The organism is Sinomonas sp. P10A9 (genome assembly GCF_041022165.1).
In the GTDB taxonomy this organism is placed as follows: domain Bacteria; phylum Actinomycetota; class Actinomycetes; order Actinomycetales; family Micrococcaceae; genus Sinomonas; species Sinomonas puerhi.
In genome coordinates this window covers 3,865,267-3,888,035 of the sequence record NZ_CP163302.1, presented here as the reverse complement: position 1 = coordinate 3,888,035, position 22,769 = coordinate 3,865,267, and the positions used below count along the sequence as shown (strand labels likewise).

Sequence of the window (22,769 nt, the reverse complement as noted above, 5' to 3'; positions counted from 1 at the left end):
GAGGCCCAGAGCAATGGCAGTTGACTATGACCAGCCCAGGAATCGGGAAGAGGAACAAGAAGAGTCGCTGGAGGTGCTCAAGCCGGCCGGCAGAGATGCGGCCAGGGCTGCCGTCCTCGAGCTCGACGACAACGACACGGCCGAGGGCATAGACCTCCCCGGGGCCGATCTGTCAGGTTTGGAGCTGACAATCCAGGTCGTGCCCGTTCAGGAGAACGAGTTTGTGTGCGCTTCCTGCTTCCTCGTGCGCCACCGCAGCCAGAAGGCCCTCGAGCGTCATGGTGAGACATACTGCACCGATTGCGAAGGATGAGCTGAATCGATGTGGTGAGCTGCCGGGCGTGGCCACTCGAGCGACACACGATTCGTCGCGGGCCTCCTCAGCCCTCGCCCACCGCAGCTCCCGCCAGGTACGCCGGGAATCGCCAGCCCGCGAAGAACCCGAGCGCTGCGATCCAGCTCGTCTCGACCTCGGCGTCGGCGGGTGGCCCGGCGGCCGTCATCGACTCGGCGAAGGCGCCGAGCCGGTCTGCTAGTCGGTTGAGCCGACGTGCCGCGGCGGCGAGGCGTGCGGCAGGGTCGGCGTCGTCGGCGCGGCCCGCGCGGAGCGCTTCGGCGAGGTGCAGGCGGCACAGCCACGCGCCGTCGTCCGCGCCCGCCAACCGTCCAAGGCACGCCGGGCACGCGAGCGGCTCCCACGTGTCCAGCGTGGCCGAGCACCAATGCCGAGTGTGCCGCGCGAGGTTCGCCTCGGCGGCAAGCGCCACGCTGTTCGAGTTCGCGTAGCCGATGGCGAGCCCCTCGCGTGCGGGGGCGGCGAGCTGCGTGCACAGGTAGCACGGGCGGGAGGGCAGGAGCGCGGCGTCGGGGCGCCGGCCCCACGCGCGTCCCCGGGCGAGCCGGGACGCGGCCTCGCGGCAGAGGTCCTCGTACAGCACGCTCACGTCGAAGGGCTGGTGGCCGCCGCGCGCGCCTACCCCCGATTCCCACAGTTCGATCTCCACGACCGCGTACGCCCATGTGTGCCGGGGACAGAAGCCGAGCGAGGCGCGCAGCCAAGTCCGCATCGGTGCGCTCATGATGTCGCCGTGCACGAACGACCACAGGAGGCGCACCTCCTCGGTGGCCAGCAGCAGGGGAGCACCGGGAAGCGGGAGCTCAGGCACGGATCCGGCCATGCCCGCCTCCTTCCGGACGCTGGATGAGGCGACTGTACTCCCGAAGCTGGGAACGGGGCACCGGAGCGGGAACTGCGATCCTGCCGCACCTTCGGTGTGCGGCGTGCGGCCGCTTCTCAGCGGCCCGCGTACTCGCGCGGCGTCATGCCGAGCACGGCACGGAAGTCCCGCGTGAGGTGCGGCTGGTCGGCGTAGCCGAGCTCCATTGCCAGATCGGCGAGCGGCGCCTGCGGCTCGGCGCGCAGCCGTTCGGCTGCCATCTGGATCCGCCGGCGCCGCATGATCGCGGCCGGTGTCGGGCCGAAGTAGTCGGCTGCGAGCCGCTCGAGGGTGCGCACGGACGCGCCCATCGCGGCCGCGAGGTCCGGCACCCGCAGCAGCCCGGGCTCCGAGTCGGCGAGCTCGGCCATGCGGTTCGCCTCGAGCCCCCTCGGATCGGCGGCTGGCATCCGTTCCACGATCCAGCGCACGACGGCGTCGCTCGCCTCGGCGTGCCGGGTCGCCGCCCGCTCGGGCGAGTCCATGGAACGCGTGACGGCGGCGTGCAGCGCAGGCGCGTCGATCTCGCGCTCGGAGTTCGCGAACTCCGCAGGACGATCGGTGAAGAGTGGCGTGGCCGCCGGTCTGAGCAGGGCACCCACGCCCCAACCGCGGCCCTCGAGCGTCCGGAAAGAGACCGCCGTCGTGGGTCCGTAGACGGCGAGCCTGCCGGGCTGGGCGACCATGTTGAGCGCCGGGTAGCTCAGGGCGGTCTGGCGCAGGGCAACGCCGCGCGGGAGGTCCCACTCGACGATCCAGATGTGCTGCACGGCGTGGTCGGCCCAGTCCGGCGGGGCGATCCTCGTGATCGGCGAGCGCGGATCCGGGGTCAGCTCGCCGCGGGATGTCGGCTTCACAGAGGTCAGCCTAGGCGGTGCTGAGGCGGAACGGCCGCCTGGCGGGAAGGGCCCGGGAGGGATTGGCGCGAATGTTCAAGAGCTGCGGACGGCGGCGGGCTAGCGTGGCGGACATGAGCGAAGAGACCCAGACCGCGACCGGCCAGCACCTCACCCAGCCAGCGAACGGCGAGCACACTGTCAACGGCATGCCGCGCGGCTCGACCTCCCTGACGCCCTTCATCGTGGTGGACGGGGCAGACGCAGCGATCCGCTTCTACGGGACCGTGTTCGGGGCGCGGCTCCTGTCCCGCACGGACTTCCCCGGGCCGGCTGGCACGCCGATCGTTGCGCATGCCGTCCTCGACTTCGGCACCGGTCGGCTCGAGCTCGGCGACTCGAACCCGCAGTACCACCTCGTGCTCCCGCCCGCGGGAGAGGACGATTGCCTCTCGCTCGCGGTGTACGTGCCGGACGTCGATGCCGCCGTCGAGCGAGCCGTCGCCGCGGGGGCCACGGTGCGCGAGCCCGCGACGAACTTCGTCTCAGGGGACCGCTACGCGAGCATCAGGGATCCGTTCGGCATCCGGTGGTCGGTGATGACCCGCGTCGAGGATCTCTCCGACGAGGAGGTCAAGGCCCGCATCGACGCATGGGCCGCCTCGATGGGCGGCTGACGCCGTGGTGGTTCAGCGCCGCTCAGGCTTCGGGAAACCGCACCGGGTCCCAGTCGAGGACGTGGGCCTCTGCGAGGCCCTCGGTCACAAAGGGGTCGGACGCCACGAAGCGCTCCGCATCCTCGCGATTCGTGAACAGGCCCATCGAGCCGGCGACCGGGTTGGGCGGGAAGGGCCCGAGCGCAACGAGCCCGCCGCCGTCGGCCTTGAACGCCTCGTAGTAGGCCTTGTGCCGCGGATACACCTCGAGGACCTGGGCGCGCTCCGCGCCCTGTCGCATGCTGTAGAGGACTACGCATTCCATGCCCGGATCATAGCCTCCCGGGAGCCCTACTCCGGCAGCGCCGGTGCGGCGGGGAAGTCGAACTCGGTGCGCGCGTAGCGGTTGAAGTAGTTGTTGAAGATGTTGCCCATGATGTGGGCGAAGGCCTCGACGAGGTCCTGCTCCGTCCATCCGGCGTCGAGGGCCGCCTGCCACACGTCGTCGGGAACGTCTCCCGTGTTCGACGACGCGCTGCGGACGAGCGCCGTCATGGCCGCGGTCTTCGGGTCCCATGTGACCTTCCCGGCGCGGATCGCAAGCATCTCCTCGTCGGTCCATCCGGCGCGACGGGCGGTGCGGGTATGGGAGGCTTCGCAATACTCGCAGTTGTTCTCGTTGGCCATCGCGAGCGCGATCGCCTCACGGGTCTTCGCGTCGAACGTGCCGTGGTCCTTGAGGGCCTTGGTCTTGCCGAGGTAGATCTCGAAGATGGCCTGATTGTCGGCGAGCTCGCCCAGCATGTGGCTCAGGCGGCCCACGCCTCCGGCGATCTGGTTAACGCCGTCCTGGGCTTCGGCGGGGAGGTCTTCGCGGGTGTGCTCTGGAATGCGCGGCATGGGGCCAGCATTCCATGCCGCGCGGTGATTGGGGAGGGCCCGAGGGCCTCGCACGGCTCGGCACCTGGCCTGCCCGGAATGCCACGCGACCCTCCCGCGTTGAAGATTCCGATAGAGTAGTTGACGAATCAACTTCAGGGAGAGCTGGATGAAGCACCGCATCAGGAGCGTCGGCATTCTCGGGGCGGGCCGGGTCGGGACGGCCGTGGCCCGCGAGGCCGTCAAGGCGGGGTACGAGGTCCGGATCGCCACGGCCAAGCCCGTCGAGGACATCGCGCTGATCGTCGAGATCATCACCCCGGGCGCAGTCGCGGTCACGGCCGCCGAGGCCGCCGCATCGGACCTCGTGGTCCTCGCCCTCCCGCTGCACAAGTTCCGCTCGCTCGATCCCGCCGCGCTCGCCGACCGTGTGGTCATCGATGCCATGAACTACTGGGAGCCCACCGACGGCGCGATGCCCGAGATGCACGCTGGCCGCGGCACATCCGAGGTGGTCCAGGACTTCCTCGCGGCCGCGCACGTTGTCAAGACGCTCAACCACATCGGGTACCACGAACTCGAGTCGGATGGGCGCCCCGCCGGCGCCGGGGACCGCCGCGCGCTCGCCGCGGCCGGTGACGATGAAGAAGCCCGCGCCGTCGTGCTCGCCTTCATCGAATCGCTCGGCTATGACGCGGTCGACGCAGGGCCTCTCGCGGCCGGGCGCGCCTTCGAGCCGGGCACGGCGGTCTTCGCCGGGGCGCACGACGCCGCGCGGCTGGGTGAGGCGCTCGGGCGCGCGTGCGTGGGGGCGGCCGCCTCGGCCTGACTCGCGTGGTCGGGCCCTGGGCTGCGCTCACGCCGGGTTCGGCGGGGAGAGGCGGCCCTCGAGAGGCGGCCCTCAGCGGCCGGGGCTCGCGTATCCCGCCCCGTCGGCTCCCGTCTTCGCCGCGAGGAATTCGAGGAGCCTGCTGCGGAAGACCTGGGCTGGCTCGGTGTCGAGGTTGAACTGGTACTCATGGTCGAGTGCCGGAACGTGGTCGGGCCAGAACACGGTCTCGGGCTCGAGGCCCGCGGCACGCATCGCTTCGTGGAGCCGCTCCGTGTGGGCGCGCAGCGGGTCCGCGTTGCCCACGGTGAGAAGCGTCGGCGGGAACGCCGGAGTGAGGAAGTCCGGGATCGACCACGCGGCGAAGGTGATGTCCCGGTTGAAGTTGCGCCGTCCTGAATAAGACCACCCCGCCGCCCGGACCAGGATCGACTCGGCGAGGCCGCTCACGCCGAGCGTCAGGGAGAGGTCGAAGGTGCCGCAGGCCAGCACCAGGCCCCTGACCTGCTCGGCCGCGATCGTGGGCGGGATCCCCACGAGGCCGGCGTATCCCGGGGTCGTGGCGAGGGTGCCGATCTGCGCCGCGATGTGGGCTCCTGCGGAATTGCCCGCGAGGATGATCCGATCGGGATCAAGGTGGAAGCTGGTCCTCTCGGCCTGCAGGAAGTCGAGGGCCCGCATGACCTGGCGGACCGGCACCGGGTAGCGGTACTTCGGTGCGAGCGCGTACCGGGGGGCCGCGACTGTGTAGCCGTGCGAGGCGATCATCTGGAAGTAGCCCGCGAGCTCGTCCTTGGAGCCACCCACGAAGCCGCCGCCGTGGACCCACAGGAGCAGCGGATGGGGTCCGTCGCCGTCGGCCGGGCGGAACACGTCGAGCAGCATGTCCGGCTCCGGTCCGTACCGGAGGTCCCTGAGGGCTTCGACGCCGACCGGTGCGTGCCGCATGAGCGACGCCGCCGTGCGCAGGCCAGACCTGCGGAACGTCTCCCGGATGAGGAACGCAGCGAGACGCGGAGTGACCAGCATGCTGGCCCGAACCCCGGCGCCCGCGGCCTCCAGTGCTCCCCTCCTGACGGCCGTGCTGACCGCCGCGCCCAGCGCGGGGCTCAACGTCGGTGCGTGCACCCGGATGGTTGCCATGGCACACTTTACCGCCGGAATTCGGGGCCGGACTATGGGCCTTTGGGCTCAACATCGAGCGCCGCGACCGCCACGACCATGGTGCAGCGGCTGGCCTTCCTCGGCGGTGCCGCGCCTCGTCTTCCGTCGGGCCCCGCCGGGACTCAGCCGGCGGACGCCGGGAGCCCCGCGACCGCGACGACCAGACTGATCTCGACGACCGCGCCGTCCGGCAGGCTGGCCACGCCGACGGCGGCCCTCGCGGGGCGTCCTTGCTCGCCGAACGCAAGGACCAGCTCTTCGGATGCGCCGTCGAGCACGCGCGGGTGCAACTCGAAGTCGGGCGCCGCGGTGACGTAGCCGGTCATCTGTACGGCACCCTCGACGTTCCTGAGGCCGCCGAGGTAGTGCGCGAGGCTGGCGAGGCAGTTCCTCACCGCGAGCCTCGCGCACTCGCGCGCCGTCTTGAGATCTGGGCCGCGAGCGGAGCCCATGGCGCCCCGCGCGGAGAGCGAGCCGCACACGGCGTGGGTGTGGCCCGCGGTGAAGAGCAGGTTCCCGGCCCGCGTGACCGGGATGTAGTCACCGGCGGGCCGGGGCGCTGGCGGAAGCGTCGAGACGTAGGCGTCATGATCGCTGCGGACCAGGCCTGCGCGCGCGTTGGATGGGTTGAGATCTGTATGGCTGGTCATGGAAGCTCCCTTCTAGGCTGATTATTGTTGACGATCAGACAGTATGGGAAGATGGGGATGTGATCAGCGCAACAGACTTCGACCCCCACGGCCCCGGCGTCCCCCGCATCATCGGGGTGGTCAGCCCTTACGACATGGCTTTGGACCGCGAGCTCTGGCGATGGATGCCCGACGACGTCACGCTCGCCTTCGCGAGGACGCCGTTCCATCCGCTCGTCGTGGACGAGACCATGGCCTCAGCCATCGGGGACGACGACGAGATCCGCGCGACCGCCCGGTGCCTAGCGGCGGTCTCCCCGGAGGCGGCCGTCTACGCCTGCACCTCGGGAAGCTTCGTGAATCGGGTGGCCGGGGCGCGGAGGATCTCGGAGGCTATCGGCCGCGAGGTGAGCGCTCCGGCCGTGACGACGTCGGAAGCCCTCCTCGAGGCCCTGGACCTCCTCGGCGTCGGAAGACTGGCGATCGCAACACCGTACATTCCCGAACTCACAGCGCGGCTCGAGGACTTCCTGGCCGAGAGCGGGCGGACGGTGACGGGCTGCGTCGGCCTCGGGCTGGACCGCCTCATCTGGCACGTGCCCTACCGCGTGACTGCCGACCTCGTGCGGGACGCCGACTCGGACGAGGCCGAGGCGGTGTTCGTGGCCTGCACGAACCTGCCGACGTTCGACATCATCGCGCCGCTCGAGCGCGAGCTCGGGAAGCCGGTCCTCACGGCAAACCAGGTCACCGCCTGGGCTGGCCTCCGTCGGCTCGGACTCCCGCTTCCCGGGGGCGACAGACTGGCCGAGGCGAGCCGGGCTCCCGTGGGCTGACGTCCCCGACGGCCAACGCCGGGGTCCCCACGGGGAGCCCGGCCTTCACAGTGGTGAGGGAGGGGTCAGCGCCCTCGGAACAGCGCCCCCAGCCCGTCGCTGGTTGTCGGGTGCCCGGCGAGCTTGAGCCCCTGCCATGCCGTTACCTGGTTGGCCGTGAGCACGGGGATGCCGAGGGCGTCCTCGAGCTCGGGCAGCACGGCGAGGGTGTGGAGTGCCGTGTCGGGAACGAGCAGGCACTCGGCGCCCGTGATGTCGGCTGCGCGTGCGGTGTCGAGCACCCATTCCGGGCCGAGGAGGCCCGCGTCCTCGCCGCTGGGCACGCCGTAGGTGGAGAGGGCCGTGACCGTGATGCCATCGTGCTCAAGGAACTTCACGAAGTGCGAGGCGACGTCCGCGGGATAGGTCGCCGCGATGGAGACCCTGGTGGCTCCCAGCTCGTGGACGGCAGCGGCGAAGGCGAGCGAGGTCGACGACGACGGCGCGCCGCTCGCGGAGCGGATCCATTCGGCTTGCTCATGGCAGCCCTCCCAGCCGTAGACGAAGCTGCCGGAGGTGCAGGCCCATATCGCGGAGTCGGCGCCCAGGGAGCGTGCCTCGGCGGCAGGGGGCGTCAGGAGCTCCGGTGATCCGAGCTTGAGGAGGGCATCGACGTCGTGATCGGTGCTGCCCTCCCAGGTGTGGATGACGGGGAACCGGGCATCCGGGATCAGGGTCTCGAGCTGCTTGAACTCGTCCTCGGCGCTGTGCCCCGGGTACAGGATGGCGACGGTGCTCATGGATGGCCTTTCAGGGAGTGGTGCAGGTAACAGAAGAAAGTCTACAGTTGGATTGTAGACAATCACACTCCGTGCGCGGGAGCGCCCGGACGATGAGGAGGAAACCGATGGCCCGATATATCACTGTCACTCTTGAGAAGCGCGGCGTCACAGCCCGCGCCTTGCTTCTGGACGAGGAGGCGCCCCGCACAGCGGAGGCGGTCTGGCAGGCTCTCCCGGCGGCAGGGCAGGTCTTCCACGGCAAGTACGCGCGGAACGAGGTCTACACCCTCGTGCCCGCCTTCGCTGAGCAAGAGCCCGGCCCGGAGAACCAGACCGTCACGCCGATCCCCGGCGACCTCTGCTACTTCACGTTCGAGGGCGTGCTCAACAATCCTGCGTACGGCTACGAGGAGTCTGCAGGAACAGTCGAGAACCGACTCCTCATTGATCTTGCCTACTTCTACGGCCGCAACAACCTGCTCCTCAACGGCGACGTCGGGTGGGTCCCCGGAAACGTGTTCGCGACGATCGTGGAGGGCCTCGATGAACTCGCGGCCGCCAGCCAGGACATCTGGATGGGCGGCGCCCGCGGGGAGCGGCTCATCCTGGACCGTGCGGCCGAGTGACAGCACGCGAGGGGCGGGGCTGGCAGTCGCCGGCCTCGCCCCTCGCGGTTCTCGGTGCTGCTCAGCGACCCCGCGCGTAGCCGAGGTCCTTGTCGACGGCATTTGCGAGTTCGGATCCCGCACGCCACCGGGCCAGATTCCCCTCGAACTGGTCGGCAAGAGTATCGCGCCATCCCACGACGTCGCCGCTCATGTGCGCCGAGACGTGAACGTTCGGCAGGTTCCAGAGCGGATGGCTGGCGGGGAGAGGCTCCTCGGTGAAGACGTCGAGGGAGGCAGCGGCGATCTCGCGCGCACGGACGGCCTGGACCAGCGCCAGCTCGTCGACAAGCGGTCCGCGCCCGACGTTGACGAGGTGTGCCGTCGGCTGCATGGCGGCGAGGACTTCTGCGTCGACCATGCCGCGGGTCTGCTCGGTCAGCGGCGCGATGAGCACGAGGTGGTCGGCCCACGCGGCGTGCTCGATGAGCCGATCGGTCGAGACCACGTCCCCGAAGTCGGGGTCGTCGTCTCGCGGCGTCCGACCCGCGCCTCTAACGTCCATGCCCACCGCCCGCAGGAGCCGGGCCGTGGCACGGCCGATTCCGCCCGTCCCGACCACGAGTGCACGACGGCCGGCCGTGCGGCGCACCTCGCGGTGCCGCCACACTCCCTGCCGCTGCAGGTCCTTGCTCTCATGCAACAGCTTGTCGTGGGCGAGGATCGAGGCAAGGACGAACTCGGCGATCGGCTGGTCGAACGCTCCGCGGGCGTTCGTCACGACCACATCCGACTCGCGAAGGGCGTCGAAGAGCAGGGTGTCGACGCCTGCGGCGGCGACGTGCACCCATTGGAGGGAGTCAGCGTGGTCCCACGCATCCCTGAGCGCCGTGGAGAAGAAATCCCAGACGAACAGGATCTCGGCCCCGGGGAGGGTCTCCGCGAGGGTGTCAGCATGCGCCCAGACCAGATCCGCCTGTCGCTCGAGAGCCGCGGTGTTGTACGGGGGAGCGGTGGCGCCGGAGGTCAGGACGACGACCTTTGGGCGCTCTCGGCGCGCGGGGGAGTCCTTGAGTTCATTCACGGTGTCCACGATACGGGACCTGATTATTGTTGACAATCATTCAATCTTCCCATCAAGATGGATGGCATGACGACTCTCAGCCCCATCCTCAAGCAGGCCACGCCAGTCGTCGTGGACCACGCGCTCGGCAGCTGGATCCACGGCACTGACGGCAACGACTATCTCGACTTCACCACCGGCATCGGCGTGACCAGCACAGGACACTGCCACCCGCGCGTCGTCGAGGCCGCGCGCGACCAGGTGGGCAAGATCATCCACGCCCAGTACACGACGGTCATGCACAAGCCGCTCCTCGAGCTCACCGAGATGCTGGGCGAGGTGCTTCCGACGGGACTCGACTCCGTCTTCTACGCCAACTCGGGATCCGAGGCAGTCGAGGCCGCCATCCGTCTGGCGCGCATGGCAACAGGACGCCCAAACATCGTCGTCTTCCAAGGCGGCTTCCACGGCCGCACCGTCGCGGCCGCGTCGCTCACGACGGCGGGCACGCGCTTCTCCGCTGGCTTCTCCCCGCTCATGCCCGGTGTCCACATGGCCCCGTTCCCCTACGCCTACCGCTACGGCTGGGACGAGGCGACGGCGGTTGAGTTCGCGCTCAACGAGCTGGACTACCTGTTCCACACCCGCACTTCCCCCCAGGACACCGCGGCGTTCCTCATCGAGCCGGTACTCGGCGACGGCGGCTACCTGCCCACCCCGCCGGCGTTCATGGAGGGGCTGCGGGAGCGCGCGGACCGCCACGGCATCCAGCTCATCTTCGACGAGGTGCAGGCCGGCGTCGGTCGGACAGGCAAGTTCTGGGGCCACCAGCACTCGTCCGCCGCGCCGGACATCCTCATCACTGCCAAGGGCATCGCGTCCGGCTTCCCGATCTCCGCGATCGCGGCTCCGATGGCGACGATGGCGAAGGCCTGGCCCGGCTCGCAGGGGGGCACCTACGGCGGAAACGCCGTGTCCGCTGCCGCGGCGGTCGCCACGCTCCGAGTGGTAGAGGAGGAGGGACTCGTCGAGAACGCCCGCGTGCGCGGCGACGAGCTCCAGGAGGGGCTCAAGGCGATCCAGGGCCGCTTCCCGGGAATCGGCAACGTGCGCGGGCTCGGCCTCATGCAGGGCGTCGAGTTCACAGCTCCGGACGGCTCGCCCGATGCCTCGACCGCTGCGGCGGTCCAGCAGGCCACTACGGGCCAGGGACTGCTGACTCTCACCTGCGGCCCCTCCGGGAACGTCGTCCGACTTGTCCCCGCGCTCGTCGTGACGCCCGAGGAGATCGCCCTCGGCCTCGAGCGATTCGAAGCCGCCGTGGCGACCGTCACCGGTGCGGTCCCGGCCGTCGCCCGCGCCTGAGGTCCGCATGTTGGAGACTCGCATGGGGACGCCGCTGCTCCGGGAGCTCGCGGAGGCAGGCGTTCCGGCAGAGGCATCACAGAGGCGGCGCTCCGAGTACTCCTACGACGCCTCCAACTATCGCGTCGAGCCGATCGCGGTCGCCTTTCCCCGGACCGTCGGGGACGTCGTGGCCGCCGTCACCGCCTGCCGCTCGACCGGGACACCGCTCATCGCGCGCGGGGGCGGGACGTCGATGGCCGGCAATGCCGTCGGGCCCGGACTCGTTCTGGACTTCTCGCGCCACATGAACCGCGTCCTCGGCATCGACGAAGGCTCGGGGATGGCCGATGTCGAGCCCGGCGTCGTCCTCGCGACGCTGACCCGCGATGTGGAGCGGCAGACGGGGCGCCGATGCACGTTCGCGCCTGACCCATCGTCCAAGAACCGGGCCACGGTCGGGGGTGCCATCGGAAACGACGCGTGCGGCAACCACTCGGTGAGGTACGGGCGGACCTCGGACCACGTGGCGGAGATCGACGTCGTCACGGCCGACGGCGCGAGGCTCACCGCGACCGAGACGGGGCTGCGCGCCACGGACCCGGACGACTCGTTCTCCGCGGCCCGGGCAGCCGCGCTGGCCGAGTCCCTGGCCCAGCTCGCGCATGAGCACCTCGGTGCCCTCCGACTCGAGCTCGGACGAATACCCAGGCAGGTGTCCGGCTACCATCTGGAGAACCTGCTTCCGGAGAAGAGGTTCAACATCGCGCGTGCCCTCGTCGGCTCCGAGGGGACGTGGGCCGTCGTCGTCGGCGCCCGCATGAAGTTTGTTCCCAAGCCTGCGAGCGCACTGCTCGTCTGCCTTGGCTATGACGACGTCGTCGAAGCGGCCCGAGACATCCCGACCATCCTCGAGTTCAATCCCGCTGCTGTCGAAGGAACCGACGAGGCCATCGTCGAGACAATGCGGCACCGTCGTGGGCCCGACTCGGTCCTGGGCCTTCCCGAAGGGCGCGCGTGGCTCTTCGTCGACCTCGATGGCGACGATTCCGCGGCGGTGTACGCGCAGGCGGACCGGCTGCTGGCGAGGCTGGCAGAGGACGGCCGTCTTGTCCAAGGGCGCGCCGCGGCGGACCCTGCGGAGCGCGCATCCCTCTGGCGCGTCCGCGAGGACGGCGCGGGTCTGTCTTCCCGGCTCGCCAGCGGCGGCGAGTCGTGGCCGGGCTGGGAAGACTCCGCGGTGGCGCCCGAGCGGCTCGCCGACTATCTCGCGGATCTCCGCGAACTCTTGGCGGAGCACGAGCTCACAGGCGTCATGTACGGGCACTTCGGCGCTGGCTGCATGCACATCCGCATCACCTACGAGCTGCGCACCGACGAAGGCCGGGCCGTCTTCCGCGCCTTCACCCGACGGGCGGCCCAGCTCGTGGTCCAGCACGGTGGCTCGCTCTCCGGAGAGCACGGGGACGGCCGTGCCCGCTCCGAGCTCCTGCCGCTCATGTACTCGCCGGAAGTCATGGACGCCTTCGCCCGCTCCCGCCGACTCTGGGACCCCGAGGGCATCCTCAACCCGGGCTCCGTGACCGACCCCGACCCGTTGGATGGCAGCCTCGCCCTGGCGGGGGTGCCCGAGCGCGAGTGGCGCACGAGCTTTGACCTCCGCCCCTCCCCTGGGGGGACAGATGCGTGGGTGCACGCGGTCCAGGGCTGCATCGGCGTCGGCCGCTGCCGCTCGGACAGCGGCGGAGTCATGTGCCCGAGCTACCGGGCGACGCGGGACGAGAGGGACTCGACCCGCGGCCGCGCACGCGTCCTGCAAGACATGGTCCGCGGCGCGAGGAGCGTTGAGGATGGCTGGCGGTCCGAGGACGTCAGGGACGCGCTCGACCTTTGCCTCTCGTGCAAGGCATGCGCCACGGACTGTCCTGCTGGTGTGGACATGGCCACGTACAAGTCGGAGTTCTTCGACCACTACTACCGCGGCCGCGTGCGTCCGCTCTCCCACTTCTCGCTCGGCTGGCTCCCGCGGTGGCTCAAGCTGACCGGCCGCCTCCCGCGGCTCGTCAACGCCGTCATGGCCACGCCTCTGGGCAAGGCCCTCGCGGCCGCGGGAGGGCTGACCACCCGGCGTGCGCTTCCGCGGTTCGCCGGAGCGGCTGAGTGGCGGCGCGAGATCGCCGACGCCGGGGTGTGCGCAGCAGGGCAGGCGGACGCCGAGGACTCGGTCGTCCTGTTCGTGGACACGTTCACGCGCGGCTTCCGGCCGGAGGTCGCTGGCGCTGCCGCCCGAGTCCTCGCCGGCGCCGAGAACGCGGTCGAATGCTCGGCGGACGCCTGCTGCGGACTCACCTGGATCTCCACTGGCCAGCTCGGCACCGCGAGGCGGCTGCTTTCCCATGCCGCCGAAGTGCTCGACGACGGTACGGACCGGCCGATCGTCGTCGTCGAGCCCAGCTGCGCCGCCGCGCTCCATAAGGACCTCCCTGAACTCGTGGATACGGACCAGGCCCGGCGCGTCGCCGCGCGCGTGCGCAGCTTCGCCGCGCACATCGCCGAACGGGTGTCTGGCGGATGGGCGCCCTCGCCGGCCCAACCGGTGCCGGAACAGGCCGTGCTCCAGGCCCACTGCCACGAGTACTCGGTCTTCGGAGCCGCCGCCCAGCGGACCGCTCTGGAGGCGGCAGGCGTGCGCGATGTCGTCGACGCGACCGGCTGCTGCGGCGTCGCGGGGAACTTCGGATTTGAGAAGGACCACTTCGACGTGAGCATGCAGGTGGCCGAGAACGCGCTAGGCCCGGCCCTCAGGACCACCCGGGACGCCGCAGTGCTCACCGACGGGTTCTCGTGCGCACGACAGGTAGACCAGCTCGAGCCCTCGAGGCCGGGCATGCATCTCGCCCAGGTCCTCGATCCAGGGACGGCGCCGCGGCGTCGTCCAACCCCTACCACCAGAGACCTTCTCACCAAGGAAGCAGAGGAACTCCTATGACCACCAATGCCACCGACCTCCGAACCTCAGACAAGGCGCGCGAGGCGATCTCCAGGATCAACACGGGCGTGTTCATCGGCGGCCGATGGGGTGAGGCCTCGTCCGGCGCCCGCTTCGACGTCGTCAACCCCGCGACTGAGGAAGTCATCGCCACGGTCGCCGACGGAGGCCCCGAGGACGCGCAGCGCGCGATCCAGACTGCCGGGCGCGTCCAGAAGGCCTGGGCCAAGACCGCCCCGCGCGAGCGCAGCGAGATCCTCCGCCGCGCCTACGACCTGATCATGGCGCGGCAGGACGAGCTGGCCCTCGTCATGACGACCGAGATGGGCAAACCGATCGCCGAGGCCAAGGGCGAAGTCGCCTACGCGGCCGAGTTCTTCCGCTGGTTCTCCGAAGAGGCCGTCCGCATCGGCGGCGACCTCACGACGACGGGCGACGGCAAGAACCGCATCCTGGTCTCGCGGGAGCCCGTGGGCCCGTGCGTCCTCGTAACGCCGTGGAACTTCCCGTTGGCGATGGGGACCCGCAAGATCGGCCCTGCGATCGCGGCCGGCTGCACCATGGTGTTCAAGCCAGCCAACCTCACTCCGCTGTCTTCGCTCGCGCTCGTCGACATCCTCGTCGAGGCCGGGCTCCCCGAGGGCGTCCTCAACGTCGTGTGCACGACCAAGGCTTCGTCCGTGGTCTCGCCCTGGATGTCGAGCGGAATCGCGCGCAAGGTCAGCTTCACCGGCTCGACCGAGGTCGGCGTCCGCCTGCTCGAGCAGGCCTCCCAGCACGTCATGCGCTCGTCGATGGAGCTTGGCGGCAACGCCCCCTTCATCGTGTTCGAGGACGCCGACCTCGACCGTGCCGTGGAGGGCGCCGTCGCGGCGAAGATGCGCAACATGGGCGAGGCCTGCACGGCCGCCAATCGCCTCTTCGTGCAGCGCTCCGTGGCGGACGAGTTCGCCCGCCGTCTCGCGGAACGTCTGGGCGCCCTCTCGGTCGGCGACGGCGCCGAGCCCGGCACCGACGTCGGCCCGCTCGTCGAGGAGAAGGCCCTCCGCAAGGTCGAGGAGCTCGTGGACGACGCCGTCTCGAAGGGCTCGAAGGTTGTGTGCGGCGGACGCCGGCCGGATCGCGCGGGCTTCTTCTACTCGCCCACCGTCCTCGCTGATGTCTCCCCGGAGGCGAACCTCATGTCCGAGGAGATCTTCGGCCCTGTGGCCCCGGTGGTTCCGTTCGATACCGAGGATGAGGTCCTCGCGATGGCGAACAACACCCCATGGGGGCTCGTGGGCTACCTGTTCACCCAGGACGTAGACCGCGGTTTCCGCGTCGGGGATGCCCTTGAGGTGGGCATGGTCGGCCTCAACACGGGCATCGTCTCCAACCCCGCCGCACCGTTCGGTGGTGTCAAGGCCTCCGGGTTGGGCCGCGAGGGTGGCCGCGTGGGCATCGAGGAGTTCCTCGAGACCAAGTACATGGCCATTCCCCGCATCTGAGGCCGCGCCTTGATTCAGGGCGTACAGAAGGGGCTGCCCGCCGACAGGATCTGTCGGCGGGCAGCCCCTTTTCTGATGCTGATGGCTTGCTGGTGGTGCGGATGCCGGCTCAGGCAGGCTCGGGGGCCCGCGTAAGCCGGGCGACGGCGTCGTCCATGTGCTCCACGAGGAGTCGGTCGGCATCCTCGGGGCGGCCCTCGCAGATGGCGCGGGCGATCTCGTGGTGTTCCTCGTATCGGATGGTGTGAGACGAATATCGGTTCTCGAGGGCCGTGATGCACATCCTGGTCTCGACCATCAGGGTGTTGTGCATCCTCGAGAGCCGGGGGCTCCGGGCCAGTGCGACGAGAAGAGCGTGGAACTCCACGTCCGCAGCGGTGAGCGCGTCCGCGTCGTCATGCTCCGCGGCCTCTCGCATGCGTTCGGCCACCTCGAGCAAGCGCTCGCCGCCACGGGCGGCGTCCAGCTCGATGACCCGCGCGGCCGCTGCACGCTCCACTGCGGCGCGTGCGAGGTACATGTCACGCACGTCGTCGTCAGCGAACTCGATGACGAACACGCCACGGTTGCGGATGCTCACGAGCAGCCCCTCCTGGGTGAGTCGCTGCATCGCTTCGCGTAGGGGGCCCCGGCTGACACCCAGATGGCGGCTGAGCTCCGCTTCGTTGAGCTGCGCGCCGGGAGCGAGTTCGCCTTGGCCGATGGCGCGGCGCAGCTGTCGCGCAATGAGTGCAGGGGTCGTCTCCTGCACGACAGGGGTGAGATGTTCCATGCCCTCTCCTGAGGTTGGTAGAGGCCCCCCAATGATGGGACGATTGTAGACAATCATAACACTTTGACTCGGCTTTCTTCGGGACCTTAGACCCACAGCCGTGCGTCGGCTTGGCCCCGCCCCACCACCTCCTCCTCCCAGCGGGGTGACACGACTCACATTCGAGAGTATTGTTGTCTACAATCCTACAAAGAATGGCAAGTACCACTGCCATTGGTCATCGTTGGTCTCGGCCGCGTAGGAGCCCGATCGGGGCTTCTGACGCAGAGAGGAAGAGCAGATGAACGATCTATCCCGATTCACAGCTGTGGAGCTGCGCGCGGGGTACCGGACGGGCGAGTTCTCTCCCGTCGATGCCACGCAGGCCGCGCTCGAGGCGATCGAGGCAGGCAACCCCGAGGTGAACGCCTTCGTGTCCGTGCACGCAGAGGAGGCCCTCCGCGACGCCGAGGACTCCGCCATGAGGTGGCGGGCGGGGAACACCCTCGGTCCCGGTGACGGCATCCCGACGTCCATCAAGGACATCTTCTACACACGCGGATGGCCCACGCTCCGCGGAACGCGCCTCATCGACGCCCACCGGCCGTGGGAGGAGGATGCGCCGTGCGTCGCGCGTCTCCGGGAAACCGGGGCCGTCCTGCTCGGCAAGACCACGACGCCGGAGTTCGCCTGGAAGGGCGTGACCGATTCGCGGCGCCACGGGTCGACGGGAAACCCGCGGGCTCCTCTCCTCACGTCGGGGGGATCCAGCGGGGGTAGTGCGGCGGCCGTCGGGATGGGCATGGGACCGTGGTCGGTCGGTACTGATGGGGGCGGCTCCGTCCGCATCCCAGCCGCCTTCACGGGCACCGTTGCCCTCAAGCCCACCTACGGTCTGGTGCCGATGTTCCCCGCGAGTCCCTTCGGCACCTTGGCACACGCCGGGCCTATGACGAGGACCGTTTCTGACAGCGCGCTCCTCATGGACGTCATCACGGGATTCGACTCCCGCGACTGGTCTGCCTTGCCGACACCCCAGGGATCCTTCATGGACTCGCTGGACGACGGCGTGCGCGGCCTTCGCATCGCGCTCTCACCGACGCTGGGGTTCGGTCAGAACGACCCCGAGATCGATCGGCTCGTGCGGGCCGCCGCAGAAGTCTTCGAGCAGCTCGGCGCGAGGGTCGAGGAAGTGGACCCCTGCATCGGAGACCCGGTGGAGGCTTTCCACGTCCTGTGGTTCGCTGGGGCTGCGAAGGTACTCGAGGCGTATGGTCCGGACGCCAGGGAGAGTGTTGACCCCGGCCTGCGGCAGAGCATCGAGGAGCAGGGGAACATCACAGCCTCCGACTACCTCGACGCAACCGCCGTGCGCATGGACCTCGGTGTGAAGATGGGCCGCTTCCACGAGGCCTACGACCTCATGCTGACCCCGACCCTTCCGATTCCCGCCTTCCCGCGAGGGCGCGATGTCCCCGAGGGCTGGCACTCCAGGCACTGGACGAGCTGGACCCCGTACACCTACCCGTTCAACATGACGCAACAGCCGGCGATGAGCGTACCCTGCGGCTTCACGCACGACGATCTGCCGGCGGGCCTTCAGATCGTCGGACCGCGCCATGCCGACCGTACGGTTCTGCGCGCGGCCCGAGCCTACGAGGTCGCCACGGACTGGGGGACGGCGCGGCCGGGCGCTCTCGTCGCCCACAGGCCAGCGTCTCGTCCCTGACCCACCTCTGCCTACCGACTTCCAATCCCAACCGGTCGGCTCGCAGTCGCCGACCATCCATCCAATGGAGGCATCCATGAATACCCACCACGCAGGCCCCCAGCAGGGGGAGCATGACGCATCGGCGGCCGCGCCGTCGACCGTGGGCGTGCACCGTCCAGCCCCCGATGCGAAGACGATCCGCAAGGCCGTGGCAGCATCGGCGATTGGCAACGCCACCGAGTGGTTCGACTACGGCGTCTACGCCGTCTCGATCACATATATCACCCACAACTTCTTCCCCGGCCAGGCCGGCACGCTCCTGGCCCTGAGCACCTTTGCGTTCTCGTTCCTCATCCGCCCTCTCGGCGGAATGTTCTGGGGGCCTCTGGGTGATCGGTTCGGACGCAAGCGGGTCCTCGCCCTCACGATCATCCTCATGGCGGGCGCGACGTGCTGCATCGGCTTGTTGCCCACAGTCAGCGCCATCGGGCTCGCGGCGCCCGTCCTCCTGATCCTCCTTCGCGCCATCCAGGGGTTCTCGACGGGCGGGGAGTACGGTGGCGCCGCGACCTTCATGGCCGAGTACGCCCCCGACCACAAGCGCGGCTTCTTCGGCAGCTTCCTCGAGTTCGGAACCTTGGCCGGTTTCGCCCTCGGTTCCCTCGTCGTGCTTCTCGGCGAGACGTTCGTGGGCAGTCAGGGCATGAACGACTGGGGCTGGCGTGTCCCGTTCCTGCTCGCAGTGCCGCTTGGCGTCGTCGGACTCTACCTGCGGACCCGTCTAGCGGAGACGCCCGTCTTCGAGGAACTTGAGGCGGCCGGCAAGGCGGAGAAGTCCGCGACTATGGGACTCCGAGACCTGGTCATCAAGTATTGGCCCAGCATGCTCACGCTCGCCGGCCTGGTCATTGCCCTCAACGTCGTGGACTACACGCTCCTGACGTACATGCCGACGTACCTCGAGGGGGTTGCGGGGCTGCCCAACCAGACCGTGCTTACCATCATGTTCGTCGCGCAGTTCGTGATGATGCTCGTGATCCCGTTCGCCGGTGCGCTCTCGGACAGGGTCGGACGCAAGCCCATGTGGTATGCCTCCCTCATCGGCCTGTTCGTGATGGCGGTCCCGATGTTCATGCTCATGGCCCACGGGTTCTGGCTGGCACTGCTCGCCTTCGCCGTGCTAGGCCTGCTCTTCATCCCGCAGCTCGCCACCATCTCGGCCACGTTCCCGGCGATGTTCCCGACCCAGGTCCGCTACGCCGGATTTGCGATCACCTACAACGTCGCGACGTCCCTGTTCGGTGGTACGGCCCCGCTGTACAACCAGGCTGGCATCGACGCCTTCCACAATGACCTGTTCCCGGCGTTCACGATGATGGGCGCATGCATTGTCGGCCTCGTCGCCGTCCGGTTCATGCGGGAGACCGTCGGCGCCTCGCTCCGGGGCACAGAACTACCCGAGGCCAAGCCCCGGGCCGCAGCGGGGAACTCGCGGAGGGTTCTCTCGCGGAACAGCTGAACCCTTAGCCGGCGGACGAGGGTCGACGTCGGCCCTCGCCTCCGGCGTGCCTCCAGCGGGCGTGGCCACGGCAGCGATGCTGCCGTGGCCACGCCCGCTGCGTGCCCTTCCCACCCGTGCATGCCGAGCAATGGGAGCCATCGCGCCACGTAACCTAATGTCTACATTTATATTGTTGACAATGCTACAGACCAACCATAGGTTTGTAGCGCAAGTCACAGGAGGTGGCTCCTCGAACCCACGCTGGCACGGCCGGCCGAATAGGAGTAGACAATGATGGAGTTCTCGCGGAGGAACGTGCTGCGCAGCGCAGGCGTGGCTGCCGTAGGAGCAGCTCTCGCTGGCTGGGCCAGCGGGTGTTCGACCGTTCCGGCGGGTGGATCCCCCCAGTCCCCCGCAGGGAAGCTGCTGGATACCGCAAAGTCGCAGGGATTCCTGCGCGTGGCGATCGCGAACGAACCGCCCTATACGCAGGTCGGCACTGATGGGACGGTGAGCGGGTGTGAGCCGGACGTGCTCCGCGCTGTGTGCCAGCGCATGGGCATCAAGGACATCCAGGGCGTCGTGACTCCGTACGCGTCAATGATCCCGGGGCTGGACGCCAACCGTTGGGACGTCATCGCGGCGGGCCTCTTCATGAAGCAGTCGCGCTGCGGACAGGTCGACTACTCGGAACCGGTCATCGTCTCCACCGAGTCCTTCGGGACTCCCAAGGGCAACCCCAAGGGCATCACGTCCGTCGCCTCGATCACCGCAGATCCGAGCCTGCGCATTGCCGTCCTCCCCGGCGGCTTCGAGGAGGGCATTCTGAAGACGGCGAAGGTCCCCGACGCCCAGCAGGTGAAGGTCGCCGACGGCCGCAGCGGCATCGAGGCGATCAAGGCCAACCGCGCTGACGCCTTTCTGCTCCCAACGCTGTCGCTGCGGGCCCTGGCCAAGGACGACGCGGGCTTCGACGTCTCCGAGGCGCTCAAGGATGCGCCCCGGACGGGGTCCGGCGCCGCCTTCCGCAAGTCGGACGCCTCGTTCCACGATGCTTACAACAAGGAGCTGACCGCGTTCAAACAGACAAACGACTTCTCGGACATCCTCAAGAAGTGGGGCTTCGATCCCTCCGTTGTCCAAGGAGTCACCACGCAGGAACTATGCCAGACCGCGGGCTGATGCGGCCGGACTCTCATCCGAAGGGGAGCAGCCCATGTCCGTAGTCTTCGAATACGCACCCTTGCTCTGGCAAGGGCTCTGGACCACTGTCCTGGTCACCGTTCTCAGTGGGATCGTCTGTGTCGTCGTCGCCTTTGCGGCTGGCATGGCGCGCCTCTCGACGCCCTGGTACCTCCGATGGCCCGCAGGCGTCTTCATCGAGGTGTTCCGCGGGACGTCGCTGCTGGTGCAGATGTTCTGGTTCTTCTTCGCGTTGCCCTTCTTCGGGATCCAGCTCTTTCCGATGACGGCGGCCGTCTTGGCCTTGGGCTTGAACGAGGGCGCCTATGCGGCGGAAGTTGTCCGCGGCGCCATCGTGGCCCGCCCGAAAGGGCAGACCGAGGCCTGCGTGGCCTTGGGAATGGGCCCTGCGCTCCGCCTGCGCCGGGTGATCCTGCCCCAGTCGATCCCGGCCATGCTGCCGCCGCTGGGGAATATCATGGTGGACCTGCTGAAGAACACGTCCCTGGTCTCCCTCGTCACGGTTGCAGACCTGACATTCCGGGCGCAGATGATCAGGAACACCACCGGCCAGACGACGGCCGTCTTCCTCACCATTCTCGTGATGTACTTCCTGCTGTCCTCTGTCCTGACGTTCGTGGTCGGGATGCTGGAGCGGCGCTTCAGCCTTGATCGGAAGGCCAGGACAGCGGGCCGGCGTGAGGCTCGCCAACTGGCCGAGGCGGGTGTCGCGTGATCTGGGACAACGACTTCGCCGTCTCGGTCATCCCCGATCTGCTGCAGGGACTGCAGGTCACGGTGGAGATCACCTTGCTCGGCACCCTCATCGCCGCTGTGTTGGGCCTCGCCCTGGCGATCCTCCGAAGGCTTGCCATCCCGGTGGTGTCCCACACCGCCTCCTTCGTGATCGTCTTCATCCGCGGGACCCCGCTGCTGGTGCAGGCATATTGCGCGTTCTTCGTCCTGCCGGCCTACGGGGTCAGCGCCGACGCCTTTGTCACCGGTGCCGTGGTGATCGGGATCAACTACAGCGCCTACATGGCAGAGGTGTACCGGAGCGGCATCGAAGGCGTCCATACAGGGCAGTGGGAGGCCTGCACGGCGCTCGGTCTGCCGCCAGTGCGAATCTGGGGACGCATCATTCTGCCCCAGGCGCTGCGCATGGTCGTGCCGATGCTGGGGAACTACCTCATCCAGATGTTCAAGGACTCCGCCGTGCTCTCTGCGATCACGGTTGTGGAGCTTCTAGCCACGGCCCAGGCCATCGGCAGCTCGAACTTCCGCTACCTCGAGCCCCTCACGATCGCAGCTCTGCTCTTCCTGCTGATCAGCTACCCCTCATCACGCCTCGTCAACAGATTGGAGCGGCGCTATGCGCCCCAGCATTGAGCCCAGTCCCGTCCGTGCGGGAGACGCCCTCGACCCCGACCCGATCATCCGGTTCGACAACGTCAGCAAGAGCTGGGGCTCGAATCAGGTTCTGAAGTCGCTCAACTTCGACGTCCGTCCGGGCGAGAAGGTTTCCATCATCGGGCCCTCCGGCTCGGGCAAGACCACGATTCTCAGGATCCTGATGACCCTGGAGACGCCCACGGAAGGAACCGTCACCGTCGACGGCGACGTCCTGTGGAGCGTCGCGGACGGCGAGAAGGCCCGGGAAACCCGTCAGCTCCGCCAAACGCGGAGGAAGATCGGCATGGTGTTCCAGCAGTTCAACCTGTTCCCCCACATGACCTCGTTGGAGAACGTCATGGAGGCCCCGGTCCACGTCTTGCGGATGGACCGGAAGGAGGCACGGGACAGGGCCGCGGACCTGCTGAACCTCGTGGGCCTCGGCAAGCACATGAGCCATACGCCGCCACAGCTCTCGGGTGGCCAGCAGCAGCGCATGGCCATCGCCCGGGCGCTGGCCATGCGACCCAAGGTCATGCTCTTCGACGAACCCACGTCGGCGCTGGACCCGGAGCTCATCGGCGAAGTCCTCAACGTCATCCGGAACCTGGCGCACAGCACGGACATGACGATGCTGATGGTCACCCATGAGATGCGCTTCGCCGAGGAGATCTCCGACAGGGTCGTGATGTTCGACCACGGGCGCGCTGTCGAGAGCGGGCCCCCGGAACGGATCTTCAAGAACCCACTCGAGGATCGGACCAGGACATTCCTTCGCGCGGTACTCCAGCACTGAGGGGCTGAAGGACGGGACCGGCAGCCGCCGGAGCAGAAGAGCAGCGGCCGAAGTTGGCCGCTGCTCTTCTGCATGCCAGCTCTTCTGCCGTGTGCGGACAGGAAACGTGGGAAGGGCAAAGCGGCGACGTCCCCGGTCAGG

General features: G+C 68.8%; 23 protein-coding genes. 14 read left to right on the top strand and 9 right to left on the bottom strand.

Annotated features, from left to right (window positions below; all coding sequences use genetic code 11):
* The first annotated feature begins 13 nt into the window (after positions 1-13).
* Positions 14-313: a DUF4193 domain-containing protein gene (locus tag AB5L97_RS17815; RefSeq protein WP_369045679.1), complete on the top strand. Its 300-nt coding sequence runs from the start codon at positions 14-16 to the stop codon at positions 311-313.
* Between the two features lie 67 nt (positions 314-380).
* On the opposite strand, the gene AB5L97_RS17810 is transcribed toward AB5L97_RS17815, so the two are convergent.
* Together AB5L97_RS17810 and AB5L97_RS17805 are read right to left on the bottom strand one after the other, a co-directional pair.
* Positions 381-1,178 (bottom strand): hypothetical protein, encoded by a 798-nt coding sequence (locus AB5L97_RS17810; RefSeq protein ID WP_369045678.1) that lies wholly within the window; start codon positions 1,176-1,178, stop codon positions 381-383.
* A gap of 116 nt (positions 1,179-1,294) precedes the next feature.
* A complete protein-coding gene (locus AB5L97_RS17805; RefSeq protein WP_369045677.1) occupies positions 1,295-2,074 on the bottom strand; it encodes an AraC family transcriptional regulator in 780 nt (259 codons plus the stop codon).
* Positions 2,075-2,187: 113 nt separating this feature from the next.
* Here AB5L97_RS17805 and AB5L97_RS17800 point away from each other — a divergent pair, with 113 nt between their 5' ends.
* The gene (locus tag AB5L97_RS17800) at positions 2,188-2,730 is read left to right on the top strand and encodes a VOC family protein (protein WP_369045676.1); all 543 of its coding nucleotides are present in this window, start codon (positions 2,188-2,190) and stop codon (positions 2,728-2,730) included.
* A gap of 22 nt (positions 2,731-2,752) precedes the next feature.
* Here AB5L97_RS17800 and AB5L97_RS17795 read toward each other — a convergent pair whose 3' ends face one another.
* Together AB5L97_RS17795 and AB5L97_RS17790 are read right to left on the bottom strand one after the other, a co-directional pair.
* Positions 2,753-3,034, bottom strand: a complete 282-nt coding sequence (locus AB5L97_RS17795; protein WP_307956122.1) for a YciI family protein — start codon at positions 3,032-3,034, stop codon at positions 2,753-2,755.
* Between the two features lie 26 nt (positions 3,035-3,060).
* Positions 3,061-3,609: a carboxymuconolactone decarboxylase family protein gene (locus AB5L97_RS17790; RefSeq protein WP_369045675.1), complete on the bottom strand. Its 549-nt coding sequence runs from the start codon at positions 3,607-3,609 to the stop codon at positions 3,061-3,063.
* Between the two features lie 148 nt (positions 3,610-3,757).
* Between AB5L97_RS17790 and AB5L97_RS17785 the strand changes: the two genes are divergently transcribed.
* The gene (locus AB5L97_RS17785) at positions 3,758-4,417 is read left to right on the top strand and encodes an NADPH-dependent F420 reductase (protein WP_369045674.1); all 660 of its coding nucleotides are present in this window, start codon (positions 3,758-3,760) and stop codon (positions 4,415-4,417) included.
* A 72-nt stretch (positions 4,418-4,489) separates the two neighbouring features.
* Here the strand turns inward: AB5L97_RS17785 and AB5L97_RS17780 are convergent, their stop codons facing one another.
* Together AB5L97_RS17780 and AB5L97_RS17775 are read right to left on the bottom strand one after the other, a co-directional pair.
* A complete protein-coding gene (locus AB5L97_RS17780) occupies positions 4,490-5,560 on the bottom strand; it encodes an alpha/beta hydrolase (RefSeq protein WP_369045673.1) in 1,071 nt (356 codons plus the stop codon).
* 143 nt (positions 5,561-5,703) lie between these two features.
* The gene (locus AB5L97_RS17775) at positions 5,704-6,231 is read right to left on the bottom strand and encodes a RidA family protein (protein ID WP_369045672.1); all 528 of its coding nucleotides are present in this window, start codon (positions 6,229-6,231) and stop codon (positions 5,704-5,706) included.
* A gap of 59 nt (positions 6,232-6,290) precedes the next feature.
* Between AB5L97_RS17775 and AB5L97_RS17770 the strand changes: the two genes are divergently transcribed.
* On the top strand, positions 6,291-7,046 hold the full coding sequence (locus tag AB5L97_RS17770; RefSeq protein ID WP_369045671.1) for a maleate cis-trans isomerase family protein: 756 nt from the start codon (positions 6,291-6,293) through the stop codon (positions 7,044-7,046).
* A 65-nt stretch (positions 7,047-7,111) separates the two neighbouring features.
* Here AB5L97_RS17770 and AB5L97_RS17765 read toward each other — a convergent pair whose 3' ends face one another.
* On the bottom strand, positions 7,112-7,825 hold the full coding sequence (locus AB5L97_RS17765; RefSeq protein WP_369045670.1) for a maleate cis-trans isomerase family protein: 714 nt from the start codon (positions 7,823-7,825) through the stop codon (positions 7,112-7,114).
* Positions 7,826-7,932: 107 nt separating this feature from the next.
* Between AB5L97_RS17765 and AB5L97_RS17760 the strand changes: the two genes are divergently transcribed.
* Complete coding sequence (locus AB5L97_RS17760) at positions 7,933-8,433, top strand: DUF3830 family protein (protein WP_369045669.1); 501 nt, start codon at positions 7,933-7,935, stop codon at positions 8,431-8,433.
* 61 nt (positions 8,434-8,494) lie between these two features.
* Here the strand turns inward: AB5L97_RS17760 and AB5L97_RS17755 are convergent, their stop codons facing one another.
* Positions 8,495-9,496: a D-2-hydroxyacid dehydrogenase gene (locus AB5L97_RS17755; RefSeq protein ID WP_423246802.1), complete on the bottom strand. Its 1,002-nt coding sequence runs from the start codon at positions 9,494-9,496 to the stop codon at positions 8,495-8,497.
* 66 nt (positions 9,497-9,562) lie between these two features.
* On the opposite strand from AB5L97_RS17755, the gene AB5L97_RS17750 reads away from it, so the two are divergent.
* Genes AB5L97_RS17750 through AB5L97_RS17740 form a run of 3 tightly spaced genes read left to right on the top strand, consistent with a single transcriptional unit; the run spans position 9,563 to position 15,295 of the window.
* Positions 9,563-10,840 (top strand): aspartate aminotransferase family protein, encoded by a 1,278-nt coding sequence (locus tag AB5L97_RS17750; RefSeq protein ID WP_369045667.1) that lies wholly within the window; start codon positions 9,563-9,565, stop codon positions 10,838-10,840.
* A 22-nt stretch (positions 10,841-10,862) separates the two neighbouring features.
* Complete coding sequence (locus AB5L97_RS17745; RefSeq protein ID WP_369045666.1) at positions 10,863-13,808, top strand: FAD-binding and (Fe-S)-binding domain-containing protein; 2,946 nt, start codon at positions 10,863-10,865, stop codon at positions 13,806-13,808.
* On the top strand, positions 13,805-15,295 hold the full coding sequence (locus AB5L97_RS17740; protein WP_369045665.1) for an NAD-dependent succinate-semialdehyde dehydrogenase: 1,491 nt from the start codon (positions 13,805-13,807) through the stop codon (positions 15,293-15,295). Before AB5L97_RS17745 ends, AB5L97_RS17740 begins: the two co-directional genes overlap by 4 nt.
* Before the next feature lie 109 nt (positions 15,296-15,404).
* Here AB5L97_RS17740 and AB5L97_RS17735 read toward each other — a convergent pair whose 3' ends face one another.
* Positions 15,405-16,067, bottom strand: coding sequence for a GntR family transcriptional regulator (locus tag AB5L97_RS17735; RefSeq protein ID WP_369045664.1), 663 nt, complete (start codon positions 16,065-16,067; stop codon positions 15,405-15,407).
* 280 nt (positions 16,068-16,347) lie between these two features.
* Here AB5L97_RS17735 and AB5L97_RS17730 point away from each other — a divergent pair, with 280 nt between their 5' ends.
* The 6 genes from AB5L97_RS17730 to ehuA all read left to right on the top strand — a co-directional run bounded on the left by AB5L97_RS17730 (position 16,348) and on the right by ehuA (position 22,628).
* A complete protein-coding gene (locus tag AB5L97_RS17730; RefSeq protein WP_369045663.1) occupies positions 16,348-17,775 on the top strand; it encodes an amidase in 1,428 nt (475 codons plus the stop codon).
* A gap of 76 nt (positions 17,776-17,851) precedes the next feature.
* On the top strand, positions 17,852-19,276 hold the full coding sequence (locus tag AB5L97_RS17725; protein WP_369045662.1) for an MFS transporter: 1,425 nt from the start codon (positions 17,852-17,854) through the stop codon (positions 19,274-19,276).
* 273 nt (positions 19,277-19,549) lie between these two features.
* Positions 19,550-20,440 carry an ectoine/hydroxyectoine ABC transporter substrate-binding protein EhuB gene (gene ehuB / locus AB5L97_RS17720; RefSeq protein WP_369045661.1) on the top strand — a complete coding sequence of 297 codons (891 nt, stop codon included), beginning with the start codon at positions 19,550-19,552 and terminating at the stop codon, positions 20,438-20,440.
* 34 nt (positions 20,441-20,474) lie between these two features.
* Positions 20,475-21,176 (top strand): ectoine/hydroxyectoine ABC transporter permease subunit EhuC, encoded by a 702-nt coding sequence (ehuC, locus tag AB5L97_RS17715; protein ID WP_369045660.1) that lies wholly within the window; start codon positions 20,475-20,477, stop codon positions 21,174-21,176.
* Complete coding sequence (ehuD, locus tag AB5L97_RS17710) at positions 21,173-21,829, top strand: ectoine/hydroxyectoine ABC transporter permease subunit EhuD (protein WP_369045659.1); 657 nt, start codon at positions 21,173-21,175, stop codon at positions 21,827-21,829. Before ehuC ends, ehuD begins: the two co-directional genes overlap by 4 nt.
* A complete protein-coding gene (gene ehuA / locus AB5L97_RS17705) occupies positions 21,813-22,628 on the top strand; it encodes an ectoine/hydroxyectoine ABC transporter ATP-binding protein EhuA (protein WP_369045658.1) in 816 nt (271 codons plus the stop codon). The genes ehuD and ehuA overlap by 17 nt, the downstream gene beginning before the upstream one ends.
* Positions 22,629-22,769: the final 141 nt, after the last annotated feature.